General features: G+C 69.3%; 13 protein-coding genes. 4 read left to right on the top strand and 9 right to left on the bottom strand.

The window, feature by feature from the left end; all coding sequences use genetic code 11:
• Window positions 1-243 precede the first annotated feature (243 nt).
• The 3 genes from NX1_RS27325 (at window position 244) to argH (ending at window position 4,662) form a co-directional block, all read left to right on the top strand.
• Window positions 244-1,518, top strand: a complete 1,275-nt coding sequence (locus tag NX1_RS27325) for a cation:proton antiporter (RefSeq protein ID WP_245668702.1) — start codon at window positions 244-246, stop codon at window positions 1,516-1,518.
• A 335-nt stretch (window positions 1,519-1,853) separates the two neighbouring features.
• Window positions 1,854-3,056, top strand: a complete 1,203-nt coding sequence (locus NX1_RS27320; protein ID WP_068065225.1) for an argininosuccinate synthase — start codon at window positions 1,854-1,856, stop codon at window positions 3,054-3,056.
• A gap of 184 nt (window positions 3,057-3,240) precedes the next feature.
• Complete coding sequence (gene argH / locus NX1_RS27315; protein WP_068065223.1) at window positions 3,241-4,662, top strand: argininosuccinate lyase; 1,422 nt, start codon at window positions 3,241-3,243, stop codon at window positions 4,660-4,662.
• Window positions 4,663-4,890: 228 nt separating this feature from the next.
• Here the strand turns inward: argH and NX1_RS27310 are convergent, their stop codons facing one another.
• From NX1_RS27310 to NX1_RS27300, 3 genes are all read right to left on the bottom strand, one after another.
• A complete protein-coding gene (locus NX1_RS27310; RefSeq protein WP_068065326.1) occupies window positions 4,891-5,781 on the bottom strand; it encodes an RpnC/YadD family protein in 891 nt (296 codons plus the stop codon).
• A 203-nt stretch (window positions 5,782-5,984) separates the two neighbouring features.
• Window positions 5,985-6,749: a 2-phosphosulfolactate phosphatase gene (locus tag NX1_RS27305; protein WP_307651507.1), complete on the bottom strand. Its 765-nt coding sequence runs from the start codon at window positions 6,747-6,749 to the stop codon at window positions 5,985-5,987.
• 273 nt (window positions 6,750-7,022) lie between these two features.
• The gene (locus NX1_RS27300) at window positions 7,023-7,694 is read right to left on the bottom strand and encodes a hypothetical protein (RefSeq protein WP_068065216.1); all 672 of its coding nucleotides are present in this window, start codon (window positions 7,692-7,694) and stop codon (window positions 7,023-7,025) included.
• Window positions 7,695-7,757: 63 nt separating this feature from the next.
• Here NX1_RS27300 and NX1_RS27295 point away from each other — a divergent pair, with 63 nt between their 5' ends.
• Window positions 7,758-8,081: a DMT family transporter gene (locus NX1_RS27295; protein ID WP_068065212.1), complete on the top strand. Its 324-nt coding sequence runs from the start codon at window positions 7,758-7,760 to the stop codon at window positions 8,079-8,081.
• Between the two features lie 110 nt (window positions 8,082-8,191).
• Here the strand turns inward: NX1_RS27295 and ilvA are convergent, their stop codons facing one another.
• The 6 genes from ilvA to NX1_RS38175 form a co-directional block, all read right to left on the bottom strand.
• Window positions 8,192-9,412 carry a threonine ammonia-lyase gene (gene ilvA / locus NX1_RS27290; protein ID WP_068065202.1) on the bottom strand — a complete coding sequence of 407 codons (1,221 nt, stop codon included), beginning with the start codon at window positions 9,410-9,412 and terminating at the stop codon, window positions 8,192-8,194.
• Between the two features lie 65 nt (window positions 9,413-9,477).
• Window positions 9,478-10,656, bottom strand: a complete 1,179-nt coding sequence (locus NX1_RS27285) for a serine hydrolase domain-containing protein (protein WP_068065199.1) — start codon at window positions 10,654-10,656, stop codon at window positions 9,478-9,480.
• 92 nt (window positions 10,657-10,748) lie between these two features.
• Window positions 10,749-11,102, bottom strand: coding sequence for a hypothetical protein (locus tag NX1_RS27280; RefSeq protein ID WP_068065196.1), 354 nt, complete (start codon window positions 11,100-11,102; stop codon window positions 10,749-10,751).
• A 322-nt stretch (window positions 11,103-11,424) separates the two neighbouring features.
• On the bottom strand, window positions 11,425-12,003 hold the full coding sequence (gene idi, locus NX1_RS27275) for an isopentenyl-diphosphate Delta-isomerase (protein ID WP_068065193.1): 579 nt from the start codon (window positions 12,001-12,003) through the stop codon (window positions 11,425-11,427).
• Window positions 12,000-12,872: a geranyl diphosphate 2-C-methyltransferase gene (locus tag NX1_RS27270; protein WP_068065191.1), complete on the bottom strand. Its 873-nt coding sequence runs from the start codon at window positions 12,870-12,872 to the stop codon at window positions 12,000-12,002. The genes idi and NX1_RS27270 overlap by 4 nt, the downstream gene beginning before the upstream one ends.
• Before the next feature lie 30 nt (window positions 12,873-12,902).
• Window positions 12,903-14,555, bottom strand: a complete 1,653-nt coding sequence (locus NX1_RS38175; protein WP_245668701.1) for a family 2 encapsulin nanocompartment cargo protein terpene cyclase — start codon at window positions 14,553-14,555, stop codon at window positions 12,903-12,905.
• Window positions 14,556-14,558 lie beyond the last annotated feature (3 nt).

The following is a 14,558-nucleotide window of genomic DNA, read 5'->3' as shown; positions in this document are numbered from 1 at the left end:
CCGGCGCCAACTTAGGCAGCCGCGCAGTGGATCGCCTCACCCTCGACGGGTGATCGGCGCGTATTCCGCGATCGAGTCCGAACCGCCTTCCGGTACGACACTTCAGAGCGCTATCACCCGTGCCGGATGAGGAAAAACGCCGCCGCGCAGGTCACACTCCGAGCAGAGACCGGAGACCTCGTCGAGTTCGGCCCGTCGCGGCAAGCTCACGAACCGGCGAACGTTGCACACCGAGGAGGTCGCGTGGATTCCGTGGACCTCTCGACCATCGCGGTCTTGCTCATCGCCTTCGCGATCGGCTCCCGGAAATTCACCGTCACCATCACGCCAGCCATCTTCTTCACCACGGGCGGACTGATCGCCGGACCCGTCCTCGGACTCGTCGACCTCGCCGTCGGCTCGTCGACGCTGAAGCTGCTCGTCGAGGCCACGCTGACATTGGTGCTGTTCTCCGACGCGTCCCGGATCTCGCTGCCACGCCTTCGCGGCGAGCACACGGTGCCGCTGCGATTGCTGGGGATCGGCCTGCCGCTGACGATCGCGGCGGGCACGGTCAGCGGGTTCGCGGTGCTGCCGGGAGTCGGCGTCGCCGAAGCGCTGGTGCTCGCGGTGATGGTCGCGTGCACCGACGCCGCACTCGGACAAGCCGTGGTGACCGACGAGCGACTACCGTCCCGAATCGGGCAGGGACTCAATGTCGAGAGCGGGCTCAACGACGGGCTGTGCGTGCCACTGTTCTTCATCGCGCTCGGGTTGGCGCAAGCGGAAGAGGGCGCGCTCACCGAGCATGCCGCGGTTCGGATGATCCTCGAGGAGATCGGCTACGGGCTCGTCGGTGGCGCGGTCGCGGGATCGCTCGGCGCGTCCGCACTGCGGATCGGCGCGAAACGCGGCTGGATCGAGCCGTATTGGTTGCAGATCCTCACCGTCGCGACGGCACTGCTGAGCGCCGGAATCGCCGTCACACTGCACGGCAGCATGTTCATCGCCGCGTTCGTCGGCGGCCTGCTCTTCGGCACGCTGCGCGGCGGCGTCGGCGGGCCGGTCACAGATCTCGTCGACCAAAGCGGCGAACTGCTCGACGCGGTCACCTTCCTCGTCTTCGGCGCCGCGATCCTTGGCCCCGTCCTCGACGGGATGACCTGGCGGCTCGCGCTGTACGCGGTACTGAGCCTGACCGTCGTACGCATGTTGCCGGTGGCGTTGTCCCTGCTCGGAACCGGAGCTCGCCGGCAGACGACGGTATTCGTCGGTTGGTTCGGCCCGCGCGGCTTGGCCACCATCGTCTTCGGCGTGCTGCTGATCCAAGAATCGGACTTGCCGCACGAGCAGACGCTGCTGATCGCTGCCGCCGCCACGATCGGCCTGTCCGTCTACGCGCACGGCCTGACAGCGACCCCGCTGACCGACCGCTACATCCGGTGGTATCGGTCCCATCCGGACGAACAGCAACCGCCCATGGAAAGCGTGCCTGCTGCGGCGCACCGCTGGCGAACACCTCGCCGAGCAGCACGATAGGCACACTCTGGCCAACCCGCGTCCGTCGCGCGCTGGGACGGGCTGCCGATTTCCCGATCCACTCGAAGGGGTATCGACCGCCGCCCCATGACCGTGCCCGGGGTGGCGGTCGACAGCAGATCGGCGATGATATGACCACGGCATAGGCGCCGGGCCGCGGCCTGTGCGGTCGGCTCACCGAACGCACACCCCAGTTCTGAATGGGATTGCATCGTCGTGCATAATCATTTGTAGACGGGCGCGGGTCGCCTGACCTGCGCGCCGGCGCGACCGGCCGGGGGCGCCGAACGCGGCGCCCCGAGACACATCCGCACGAAACCGAGGAGCACACAGACATGTCCGAGCGCGTCGTACTCGCCTATTCCGGTGGGCTTGACACCTCCGTCGCGATCAGCTGGATCGGCAAGGAGACCGGCGCCGAGGTCGTGGCGGTCGCCATCGACCTGGGTCAGGGCGGCGAGGACATGAACGTGGTGCGTCAGCGCGCGCTCGACTGCGGCGCCGTCGAGGCGATCGTGGTCGACGCCCGCGACGAGTTCGCTGACGAGTACTGCCTGCCCACCATCCAGGCCAACGCCCTGTACATGGGCCAGTACCCGCTCGTCTCGGCCATCAGCCGCCCGCTGATCGTCAAGCACCTCGTGGAGGCGGCCAAGTTCCACGGCGCCACCACCGTCGCGCACGGCTGCACCGGCAAGGGCAACGACCAGGTGCGCTTCGAGGTCGGCATCGGCGCGCTGGCTCCCGACCTGAACGTGATCGCCCCGGTCCGCGACTACGCGTGGACCCGCGAGAAGGCCATCGCGTTCGCCGAGGAGAACAGCCTCCCGATCAACGTCACCAAGAAGTCGCCGTTCTCCATCGACCAGAACGTGTGGGGCCGCGCCGTCGAGACCGGCTTCCTCGAGGACTTGTGGAACGCGCCGACCAAGGACGTCTACGACTACACCGCGGACCCGACCGTCAACTTCGAGGCGCCCGACGAACTGATCGTCACCTTCGACAAGGGTGTGCCGGTGGCCATCGACGGCCGCCCGGTGAGCGTGCTCGAGGCGATCGTCGAGCTGAACCACCGCGCGGGCCGCCAGGGCGTCGGCCGCCTGGACATGGTCGAGGACCGTCTCGTCGGCATCAAGAGCCGCGAGATCTACGAGGCGCCCGGCGCTATCGCGCTGATCACCGCGCACCAGGCGCTGGAGAACGTCACCATCGAGCGCGAGCTGGGCCGGTACAAGCGCCAGGTCGAGCAGCGCTGGGGCGAGCTGGCCTACGACGGCCTGTGGTTCTCCCCGCTCAAGCGCGCCCTCGACGCGTTCGTGCAGGACACCCAGCAGCACGTCTCCGGCGAGATTCGGATGGTGCTGCACGGCGGTTCCGCCGTCGTCAACGGCCGCCGCTCCGAGCAGTCGCTCTACGACTTCAACCTGGCGACCTACGACGAGGGCGACACCTTCGACCAGTCGCTGGCCAAGGGCTTCGTGCAGATCCACGGCCTGTCCTCGAAGGTCGCCGCGCGGCGCGACCTGAACCAGAAGTAGGAATCCGACCCGGTCCCGGGTCGGTGCACTGCACCGATCCGGGATTCGGCGTGTGCCCGTAGGCGATCGCGCCGACGGCCGTGGTTACGGTAGTCATCGGCGGAACCCTGGCCGCGCGTCCCCGCAGTCAGGCGCGGCCCGAGCACACCTCACGCACCTTCGAACGAGGAGACGGCAGCACACGATGGAACAGGGCGGCAGCACGAACACCGGTGCCCTCTGGGGCGGACGTTTCGCGTCCGGACCCGCGGAGGCGATGGCGGCGCTGAGCAAGTCGACCCATTTCGACTGGGCGCTGGCTCCCTACGACATCCGCGCGTCCAAGGCGCACGCCCGGGTGCTGCACAAGGCGGGACTGCTGTCGGAGACCGACCTCGCCGGGATGCTGACCGGACTCGACCAGCTGGCCGCCGACGTCGCGTCCGGCGCCTTCGGCCCGGCGGAATCCGACGAGGACGTGCACGGCGCGCTCGAGCGTGGGCTGATCGAGCGGGTCGGCGCCGAACTCGGCGGGCGGCTGCGCGCGGGTCGCTCGCGCAACGACCAGGTGGCGACGCTGTTCCGGATGTGGCTGCGCGACGGTGTGCGCCGGATCGCGGCGGGCGTGCTGGACGTGGTCGACGCGCTGGTCGCGCAGGCCGCCGCGCATCCCGACGCGGTGATGCCGGGCAAGACCCACCTGCAGGCCGCGCAACCCGTGCTGCTCGCGCACCACCTGCTCGCGCACGCGCACCCGCTGCTGCGCGACATCGACCGGCTCCGCGATTTCGATCGCCGGGCGGCCGTGTCGCCGTACGGGTCCGGCGCGCTGGCCGGTTCCTCGCTCGGCCTCGATCCCGAGGCGATCGCCGCCGACCTGGATTTCACCGCGGCCGCGGCCAATTCGATCGACGCCACCTCCTCGCGCGATTTCGCCGCCGAGGCAGCCTTCGTGCTCGCCATGATCGGCGTCGACCTGAGCCGCATGGCCGAAGAGGTGATCATCTGGAGCACACCGGAATTCGGCTACATCACGCTGGCCGACGCGTGGTCCACCGGTTCGTCGATCATGCCGCAGAAGAAGAACCCGGACGTCTCCGAGCTCACCCGAGGTAAGGCGGGTCGCCTGATCGGCAACCTCACCGGCCTGCTCGCCACCCTGAAGGCCCAGCCGCTGGCCTACAACCGCGACCTGCAAGAGGACAAGGAGCCGCTGTTCGATTCGGTGGCCCAGCTCGAACTGCTGCTCCCCGCCATCGCCGGCCTGGTCTCCACCCTCACCTTCCACACCGACCGGATGGCCGAACTCGCCCCCGCCGGTTTCACTCTCGCCACCGACATTGCCGAATGGCTTGTGCGCCAGGGTGTTCCGTTCCGCGTCGCGCACGAGGCCGCGGGCGCCTGCGTCCGCGCCGCGGAAGCCCGCGGCGTCGGCCTCGACGAACTCACCGACGAGGAATTCGCCGCCATCGACCCCGCCCTCACCCCCAAGGTTCGCGAGGTCCTCACGGTCCAGGGCTCCATCGCCTCCCGCAATGCCCGCGGCGGCACCGCGGGCACCCAGGTCGCCATCCAGCTCGACGAGGTCCGCGCCGCGGCCGCGGCCGCCCGCACCTGGCTGCACTGAGCGCCCCGGCCCTGTTGTCGGGAGCGAGGCAGGCGGCGGGCGTCCTGCACGTCCCGCCGCCGTAGCTCACAGGAATTCCGGCGATTCGAACTCGAAATCGAACGATGCCGGAAGGTGTGGCGGCGCAACGAATTAGGCTGCGGCTTAGTTGGGCTCGCCCTTATCTGGTGTTCAGGAGATAACGCAAGCCAATCGACATGCAGACCAGTGACGACACGGCGGGCGACCTCAGTCGAACAGTTCGTCCGCCGTCGTGATGGTCGCTGCGCGCCGTGCCCAGTCCTCCAGTTGACCGAGGTCCCGGCAGTCCTCGATCCGGGATCGTTGGGCTTCGGACAGCGTCACGCCGCGCGCGTCGAGGACGGTGAGCACCACCCGGGCGACTTCCGCCAGCCCTTCTTCGCGCGCTTCTTGCCAGCCCTCTTCACGCCCCTGGGCAACGTACTTACGTGCGATCCGGCCCCGATACTCGTAAGTCATTGTCATCAGTTCCTCCAAACGTCGGCTGGCTGCCTCTGACAACACATCATCGACCAGGTCATGGTACATTCCCGCGCGCTCGTCATCGGTTTTCATCAGCCCGGCCAGGAACGATTGCAGCACTTCATCCATATGGGGTCCGCTGCCGTAGGCCATCGCCGACAGCACCGCGCGCTCGGGCGACCACTGTGCCTCGATCGGGTCGGTCACCAGCGGCATGTTGTTCGGGCCCAGCACCAGCGGCCTCAGCGTCAACCCGGGATGTCCGAGTTCGATCGGCGCACCTGCCCATTCCGCGACCTGCCGGTTCGGTGTGACCACCAGCAGCAGGACCGGGCACCGCAGCCGCGAACGCAGTGTCGCCAGGTACACCGGCCAGCTCCACGCCCGGTCCCGCTTGATCGCCAATTGGACCTCGACGCAGATCCCGAGAACATACCCCCCGCTGTCATCCCGCATCCCGAAAGCCAGATCGCCGCGATACTCCTTCGGCCCCATATCGGTGAAGTCGCACGCCTCTGCCTTGGCGCCCGAGAAGTCCGGCAGCGGCACACCGCATTCACGAGCGATCAGCGTCGCCGCCAGCGACGGATCCGCGCGGAACAACTCCAGAACACCTTCATGCAGGTAGCTGGGCATGGTCACGAAAGCTACTCCAGCCGAGGGACGTTCCGCGAATCGGACATCGACGAGGTCTTGGGCTGCTGTGACGACTGCCCGCGGCGGGCTGAACTGAAACCGCTCGTCGACTGAGCGACCGATCGGGCGAATAGGACCGATCGGTCAGGTCGCGTGGCGGTCCCGGGCGGTCGAGTGACGTGACCGGGGATCGGGCGGAGTGGTCACTCGGCCGCGGCGAATGCGCCGTCGATTCTCAGCGGGACGGCCGTGCCGGCATCGAGCTCACCGGCGACCGCGACATCGTCGGCGAAGCCGCCGGTGCGCAGTTCGCGACCGGACGAGCACTCGGCGAGCGTGGCGGCGAGATCGCCGGTGGTTTCGAAAGCGGTTCTGGCAATGGTGGATTCGGGAGACAGTGGACCTGCGCCCGCGGCGGCCAGCGCGGCGATGATCGCGCCGGCGCCGAGCAGGTCTTCGATGCTCGGTCGCAGCGCGTCGCGCCCCGGCCACCGCTCGCCCGCCGCGATCACGGCCACCGGCCGATCGGTGGTGCCCCAACCTTGCCTGCGGATCCAGCGGGCGACCGCGGTCGCGTTGCGTAGCGATCCGGCGAGCACCGGAATCCCGGTGACGGCCGAGGAGATCGCGGAGCCATTGGGGGACGGCAGCACCAGGCGTGACACCACCGGGGCGCGGCGCAGCGCGGCGGGCGACAGCGACCATGGCCGATCCGCGGTCACGGCGCGGCGGCCCACCGCGAGCACCGCGTTCCGCTCCTCGGCGAACGCGGCCGCCCGATCGTCGCGCCAGGGGAACGGATAGACCCGAGTGCCCGCGTCCACCGCGACGCTGACCGATGTGGTGAACGACAGCACGTCGACGACCACCACGCACGCACTCGTCGGCGCCAGCGCGACCGCCCCGGCCTCACCCCATTCGCATCGCACGCCGAAGTACTGCTGACCGAACCATTCCTCTCCCACCACCGAACGTTCGTATCAGAGATCCGCGTTGGGCGCTGTGCGGCCGCAGAATTTGCCGTCGCTCAGTGGTCTCGGCTCTCGATCAGGGAACCGAGGTCCAGCGGTGAGCGGCCAGATCGAGGATCGCATCGGTATCGCTGAAATGAACACAGGCCGGGCTGATCGACCCGATCGCGCGAAGCCCGCGACCGACTTGTCGCTCGACGGCGCGAATCCGGTCATGTCCGCAATCGCAGGTCCACCTTGCGCGCGTGCGGCCGCTGAGTTTGCCATCGGTCAGTGCGCTCGACTCTCGATCAGCGAGGCGAGGTGGAGCAGGGGAGCGGCTAGATCGGCGATCGCGTCGGGGTCGCCGAGCCGACCGGTTCGGTAGGTGAGCAGCTCGTGCCCCGCGAGGCTCCAGCGGGGGATGACGCCCGTGAGGTGGGCGGCGATCACCTGGGGGTCGACGAGGAGGCGGGCGTAATTCGGGTCGACGGCCATCACCCGGAAGCGGTGATCGAACTCGCGGTGGCCGGTGGTGACGGGCGAGTCGCAGAACAGGGCGCTGCCCGGCTGGGAGAGCGCCGCGACGTCGACGACGGCGACCGGCGGATACGGGCGTTCGAGCAACACCCCGACCACCACGTACCGGTGGGTGGTGGTGGAGACGATCTCGCCGGTCCAGGCGTTGGTGGTGAAGGAGTAGTCGGCGACCGTGACCCGGCGCCCACCGAGCTCACCGGTGAGCGTCACGCCGAGTCCCTCGGGATCGTGGCCGGGCAGCCGCGCCGTCCACGACTCGTGCGGTGCGTGCGCGAACCGCCAGCCGTGCCGCGCGGCCCACTGGCTGAACGTCTGACCAGTAGCCCGTCTGGTGCGCGTGCGCAGCGGCAGCAATACCCCGAAACCCGCCGTCAGCAGCACGGCGACGAACACGATGAGACCGATCCGGAACGCTTCCACCACAGGTCATCACATCCCTCGGCCGACGGATCTCCCCATTGTCCGCCGAATCACTAGGCTGCCGCCATGACCTTGCTGTTACTCGCCATGGCGATCGCCTCCGAAGTGACCGCGACCGTCTCCTTGAAGCTCTCCGATGGATTCACCAAGCTCGTCCCGTCCATCGTGGTCGTCATCGGGTACGGCTCGGCGTTCTTCTTCCTCTCCCAGGCGCTGAAGCGAGGCATGTCCATCGGCGTCGCCTACGGCATCTGGTCCGCGGTCGGGGTCGCTGCCATCGCGGTAATCGGCGTCCTCTTCCTGAACGAACGCCTCACCCTCATCCAAATCGGCGGCATCGCCCTGGTCATCCTCGGAGTCCTCGCCCTCGAACTCGGCGGCGCCCACTGACCCTGGCAGCCTCACAAACGTTTCCTACGCCTCGCAGCCCGTACACCCTCTGCGAAGCGTGCAAAGCCTCTGCGACTTGGGTCAGGGCGGGATGACGGCGGCGCGACGGTTCAATCCTGGACGCGCACTGCGTAATTCGCATCGGCGAGGGCGCCGAGGACGGCGTCGCGGTGGTCGGGCCCGCGAGTCTCCAGGGTGAGCGCGACCTCGACTTCGTCGACGGCGAGCCAGGTACCGGTGCGCGAGTGCACCACGTCCACCACGCTCGCGCCGGTGTCGCCGACCACGGTGAGCAGCCGGGAGAGTCCGCCGGGGCGATCCGAGATCGTCACGCGCAGAGCGAGATAGCGGCCCGCGGCGCTGAGACCGTGGTTGACGATCCGGGTCAGCAGCAGCGGATCGATGTTGCCGCCGGAGAGCACCGCGCAGACCGGGCCGCGCAGGTCGAGTTCGGTTGCGCCGTAACGCATCAGCGCGGCGACGGCGGCCGCGCCCGCCGGTTCCACGATCAGCTTCGCGCGCTCCAGGCAGAGCAGCAGCGCCTCGGACAGCGCCTCCTCGTCGACCGTGACGATGCGCGGCGCGTAGGCGGCGACGTGTGCGAACGGCACCTCGCCGGGCAGGCCCACCGCGATGCCGTCGGCCATGGTCGACATCCGTTCCGCCCGTACCGGTTTGCCCGCCGCCAGCGACTCCGGCCACGCCGCGGCCTCGGCCGCCTGCACCCCGATCACGCGCACCTCCGGCGCGAGCCGATGCAGGGCGATGGTGACCCCGGCGAGCAATCCGCCGCCGCCGGTCGGCACGAGCACCGTGCCCACCCGCGGCAGTTGCTCCAGAATCTCCAGTCCCACCGTCGCCTGCCCGGCCACGATGTCCGCGTGATCGAACGGATGGATCAAGGTGGCTCCGGTCCGGGCGGCGAAATCCAATGCGGCGTCCAGCGATTCGTCGATGGTGTCGCCGACCTGCCGCACCTGCGCGCCATAGGCCTTGGTGGCGGCCAGTTTCGGGAGCGAGGCTCCGATCGGCATGAACACCGTCGACTCGATGCCGAGTGTGGCGGCCGCCCAGGCGACGCCCTGCGCGTGATTGCCCGCGCTGGCCGCGACCACGCCGCGGGATCGATCCGCGGACGGCAGGTTCGCGATCCGGTTGTAGGCGCCGCGCGGCTTGAACGAGCCTGTCCGCTGCAGGTTCTCGCATTTGAGCCAGACTTCAGCGCCCGCCCGCTCGGAAAGCACCCGCGAGGCCACCACCGGCGTGCGCCGGATCACCGGAGCCAGCAGCGCCGCGGCCGACTCGATCCGCTCCAGCCCGATCAGATCCATGGGCTCATGCTGCCATCACGGGCGGATACGTCTCAGAACTTCGCGCGGCGACGGGCGAGGTGCGTTCAGTCGGCTTTCTTCGCGAGGTTGTGTGCCAGCGCGCCGAGCCGGGCCAGGCGCGCGTCACCGAGCGGGGTGAGTTTGCCGCCGAGCCGGTTGGTGACGAACCCGAGCGACATCCCGGTGGCCGGATCCGCGAAGGCGCCGGAACCGCCGAGCCCGAAATGCCCGAACGCCGAGATCGGCGCGGCTTTGGAGGGCATCATCGGCACGCCGTGGAAGCCGAGGCCCCACGGGATGCGGAAGGCGAGCACATAGTCGGGTGTGAAGACTTGGCGCTCCCGCATCCGGTCGATCGTCTCCGCGCCGAGCAGCCGGTAGCCGTCCAGGCTGCCGCCGATCGCCAGCGCGCCGTACAGCCTGGCGAGCGCCCGCGCCGAGAAGACCCCGTTGACGCCGGGCATCACCGAATCGTGCAGCCGCGGGTCTTCCATCAGCTCGGCGAAACCGCTCGGCGTCGTATCCGCGGCGGCGGCGAGCCGACGGCTGCGGCCCATGATCCGTGCGCCGCGCTCCCAGCTCATGCCGGCGACCGTGAGCCTCGGGAAGTTCACGGCGATGCGCGTCCGCTCGGCTTCCGGTACCCGGAACCAGAGTTCCTCGGCGCCGAGCGGTTCGGCGATCTCGGTGCGCAGCAGCTCGGTGAAATCCGCGCCCGCGACGCGCCGGACAAGCTCGGCGACCAGGTGTCCGAAGCTGATGCCGTGATAGCCGCTGGTCACCCGGTGCCGCGGATCGGGCGTGGCGGCGGCCAGCGCCGCGGTGACCGCGGCGTCGTCGAAGAAGCGCTCCGGCGGGCCTGGCAGCAGATTGCGCAGCCGGTGCAGTCCGGCGCGGTGGCTGAGCAGCGCGCGCACGGTGATGTGTTCCTTGCCGGCCGCGGCGAATTCCGGCCAATACTCGGCGACGGGATGGTCGTAGTCGAGCAGTCCGCGTTCGGCGAGACGGTGCAGCAGCGTGGCCGCGACGCCCTTGCCGGTGGAGTACGCCACGGCCAGGGTGTCGTGCTTCCACGGCACACCCGGTCGCGCGAACCCGGCCCAGACGTCGACCACCGGCTCGCCGTGCAGGTAGACCGTGAGCGCGCCGCCGCCGTCGCTCGGACGACGGAAGAGCCGGTCGAATTCGGCGACCAAGCCGACGAAGCGACGGTCCACGAACTGCGTTGTCGGTGTTGTCGTCATCGAAGGTTCCTTTTCTGTCCCTTCTCAGACTAGAGGCGGACAGATTCCACCCCCGGTTCCCGGCTCGGGAACCGGCGGGGGAGAGGGGAACGTCAGGCCGCGATCACGGCCCTGCGCAGCGCGCGGAGGGTGTCGGCGGGTTCGGCGACATCGATGACGAGCCGGGTGAACTCGGAGCCCCGCAACTCGACGCGCACGCCGCTGCCGTCGAAGCGGGTGTCCCAGAACTCCTTGCGGCCCTTGCCTCGGAAGGTGCCCGCGGCGATCACACCGGGGAAGAAGGTGCCCGGCGCCCGCACCCACGGCGGCCGCAGGTCGACCTCCGCCGGGGCAACCTCGATGACGTCGCGGAGGTCGAAGGTGAGCTGGTCGCGCAGCGCGAGCAGCCGATGTCCGCCCTGCACCCGGACCGTCACCGTCGTTCCCGTGACCTCGATCTCCACCATCGCGCACCTCGCAATCGCCCCCCGGACTTCCGTATGCCCCCAGCATGGAGGCCGCCCCTGGACTCAGGCTGTGCCGATCCTGTGATTTCCCCAAGCTTCCGGACGATTGCGAAAATGCCGCTACTTAGATATGCGCATTGAAACATGTATGCGCGATCCGCCGGTCGGCAACAACATGTCCAGCGCCTGAAAATCGGCAAGGACGGAGGGGCGGAGCCGAGTCTCGATCGACCGGGGCCGCCGCATTCGGGGTCTCGCATACCCGCGGCAGGCAAAGAAAGGCCCAGCCCCGCAAGATCACCGGGCTGGGCAAAACGGGAAATCAGCGCGCGGTCTCACGCCCCGCGTGACGTGCCGCGTCGGCGATCTCCAGCACATCCGCCAACCACGGCGTGTAACTCGCCGGATCATCCGCCAGCGCGTCGCGCAATTCCTCCGGTCGAATCCAGACGTACGCGGCCACCTCGGCGGGATCCGGCCGCGGTATTCCCGCGTCGAGGGTCCCGACGATCACGTGATCCCACTCGTGCTCGACGCGGCCGGTGGCGTTGTCCTGCGCCTGGTAGCGGAAGACGCCGACCTCGGTGAGCGTGGTCGCCAGCCCCAACTCCTCGGCGAGCCGGACCGCCGCCGCGGCCAGCACCGGCTCACCCGGCGCCGGATGCCCGCAGCAGGTGTTGGCCCACAGCAGGGGAAAGCGGGTCTTCACGGCGGCCCGCTGCTGGAGCAGGACGCGGCCGTCCTGGTCGAAGAGCAGCACGGAGAACGCGCGATGGAGTCGCCCTGGCGCCTGGTGCGCCTCCGAGACCGGGCACGCGCCGACCGCGCGGCCCGCCTCGTCCACGAGCTCGACGGGCAGTGCCTCGCGGTCGGTCAGCGGCTGGGCGAGGGTCTCGGTCACCTCCCCACCTTATCGGCGGCGATGAGCAGGTATTGGAAGCTGCCCTCCCGGTAGGAGGTGAGGAACGGCTTCTCGACACCCGTCGCGAGCTCGGATTTCGTGCGCAGCTCCCAGTACGGGATGGTGGCCGCCGTGAGGTCGACCACGTCGATGGGAACCAGGTCGTTCTCGGCCATCGCACGGAAGTACTCGCTACGCGGATGGATCATGCAGCCGTAGTGCGCGTCGATCCAGCTGACCGAGGACGAGCGCCCGCCGGTCACGTCGTTGGAGCAGCCGGTGATGCAGACGTAGCGCCCGCCGGACTCGAGCAATCGGGAGAACTCGCGGAACAGCTCGAACAGGTCGACGTACATGGTTGTCTCGTTGGTCCAGATCCCGCGCATCACGCCGCTGTCGAAGCCGGTGTCGAGCATGTTGCGGAAATGGAACCGCACCTTGTCCGCGACGCCGCGGTGCTGCGCCTGGTCGTTGGCGAAGCCGACCTGGTACTCGGAGATGGTCACCCCGTCCACCTGGCAGCCGAAGCGCTGGTTGGCCATGAAACTGGTGCCGCCGCGGCCGGATCCGCCGTCCATCAGCCGGTCGCCGGGGCGGACGTCGCCGAGGTGGTCGAGCAGCAGGTCGGCCTGCGCGGTCTCGAGCCGGTGCAGTTCCTCGACGATCCGTTCCTGACGGGTGTTCTCGGGGCCTTCCAGCACCGAGAGATCGGGTTCGCCGATGCCGTAGTGGTGGTGGTAGAGCCCGTCGACCTCGCCCAGTACGGTGTTGACCCGGTCGTCGTTGGGGTTGTTGTTCCAGTACGCCGCAACGGATTTCTGATAGTTGGTGCGCAGCACGGCCTCGGCCTTGGGGTTGAGCATGGTCATGCGTGATCATCCTCTCTCGTTGCGGTACCGCTATCGGGCGTCTTTGTAGCGACGGCTGTCGGCGTGCCAGGCGCGATTTCCGCCCATCCACGCCCACAGGCCGACGAGGAAGCGGCGCAATTCCGGCGAACCGCCGGCGGCCAGCGGCGCGGCCTCGCGTTCGAAACGGTGCACGAGCTCGTCGTGGACCGCGGCGGTGTGCAGCACCGCCTCCCTGCGGGAACACCGATCTTCGGCGGCGAGCACCGTGGGGAGGTTGAATTCCCTTCCGTTGGAAAGGTCTTCGCGTGCCATCGAGTACAGATCGTTGACCATCTGGGCGGCAAGCGCCGCGGTGGTCGTGACGCGCCGCACGGCGGGGTGGCTGTATTCCGCCGCGGGAACCTCGTAACCGCCGAGCGTGTCGATCGGCGCCATGCACGGCAGGAAGCTGTGCGGCTGGCGGTTGGCGAGGTATTCCCAGACCGGTGGCATCCGGCCCGCGCCTCGCCAGCCCGCCTCGGCGCCGAGTGCGATGAACCAGCCGCCGATCTCGGTGCGCAGCCTGGCCAGTTGCGCCGGGGTGGCGTACCGGGCCAGGTGCTCGAACGAGGTGCGGAAGGCCCGCAGGATCGGATCGGCCTGCAACGCCCGTTCCAGCTGCGGGGCGTAGCGTGTGGGCAGATGTGCGGGATCCATGACGGCCATGCACAGTTCGAGCCGCGGACCCAGCTCGGCTTCCGGACTGGACGGGGTGCCGTCCGGCGCGCGGTCGTCGGCGTCCGGCTCACAGTAGTAGTCGTCCACCGACCATTCCGAGACCGCGCATTTGGCCGCGGCAAGTAGCCGATCGGCGTCGGAACAGTCGGGGTGGGCGAGCATGAGGAGCCGTCCGAAGTCGGCCTTGCGTAGTTCGTCGAGCCTGCCTTCGTAGAGTCCGATGTCCTCGGCCCACGCCAGCAGTCCCTCGTTCACCGCCTCCGCCAGCGCGGGATCGTCGCGCAGCGGCGGCGGACAATACAGCGGCGGAATACGTGAGCCGCTGCCGATCTGTGTCGAGGCGGTGCCGAGCCCGGACGGGCCAGGCGGTGCTTCCATGACGGGCCGTACCGCCGTGGACGCGGTGCCCAAACCGGTTGGCCCCAAAGGAAAACGGGTGCGCGGCGAGCGCGTCACAGCCTCCGGTTCGGTGACGGCGGCATGCCCGTTGATCTCCGGTGCGGCGACGTGACCGTTGATCCGCCCGGCGACCGGCACCGCGGGGCCGGAAGGAATCGGCGGGCGTCGCGACTCCGCCGGGCCGCCCCCCTGCGCCGGGCCGACGGAGGTCGCGACGTTCCCATCCGGCCGTCCGGCCGGAGGATCTTCGACGCCGTCCGCTACCGCAGCGGCGCCGGGTTGCGACGGTCCGAGCGTGACGGCCTCCGGCACAACGTACGGCGTCGTCGGCCGGGCGTCGTGATCGGTCGGCGCGGGCAGCCGCAACGCGGTCGCCCCCAGACCCCGCGGGCCGAGCAGACGGACCGGCATCGGGCCGGCCGCTCGCGACGCAGTCGAATCATCGGGCGGCGCGGGCGATTCCGCTGCCGCTTCGGTGAACAGATCGGCGGGCGCCGGGCTGTCCGGGTTCGTGAGCAGCGCCGCGATGTCGGCCGCGAGGTCGTGCGTGGCGGCGGGCGCGGCGGCGCGGGAGAGCACCGACATCGG

Origin of the sequence: Nocardia xishanensis NBRC 101358, from assembly GCF_001613365.1 — a bacterium.
GTDB lineage: Bacteria > Actinomycetota > Actinomycetes > Mycobacteriales > Mycobacteriaceae > Nocardia > Nocardia xishanensis.
The sequence above is the reverse complement of the archived record's forward strand: the minus strand, read 5'-3'. Positions and strand labels throughout refer to the sequence as shown.

What these genes read in the sequence shown, in the direction of transcription:
- NX1_RS27320 (WP_068065225.1), top strand. Translation starts at nt 1,854, where the DNA reads ATGTCCGAGCGCGTCGTACTCGCCTATTCCGGTGGGCTTGACACCTCC.
- argH (WP_068065223.1), top strand. Translation starts at nt 3,241, where the DNA reads ATGGAACAGGGCGGCAGCACGAACACCGGTGCCCTCTGGGGCGGACGT.
- NX1_RS27310 (WP_068065326.1), bottom strand. Translation starts at nt 5,781, where the DNA reads ATGCCCAGCTACCTGCATGAAGGTGTTCTGGAGTTGTTCCGCGCGGAT.
- NX1_RS27295 (WP_068065212.1), top strand. Translation starts at nt 7,758, where the DNA reads ATGACCTTGCTGTTACTCGCCATGGCGATCGCCTCCGAAGTGACCGCG.
- ilvA (WP_068065202.1), bottom strand. Translation starts at nt 9,412, where the DNA reads ATGGATCTGATCGGGCTGGAGCGGATCGAGTCGGCCGCGGCGCTGCTG.
- NX1_RS27285 (WP_068065199.1), bottom strand. Translation starts at nt 10,656, where the DNA reads ATGACGACAACACCGACAACGCAGTTCGTGGACCGTCGCTTCGTCGGC.
- NX1_RS27280 (WP_068065196.1), bottom strand. Translation starts at nt 11,102, where the DNA reads ATGGTGGAGATCGAGGTCACGGGAACGACGGTGACGGTCCGGGTGCAG.
- NX1_RS27270 (WP_068065191.1), bottom strand. Translation starts at nt 12,872, where the DNA reads ATGACCATGCTCAACCCCAAGGCCGAGGCCGTGCTGCGCACCAACTAT.
- NX1_RS38175 (WP_245668701.1), bottom strand. Translation starts at nt 14,555, where the DNA reads ATGTCGGTGCTCTCCCGCGCCGCCGCGCCCGCCGCCACGCACGACCTC.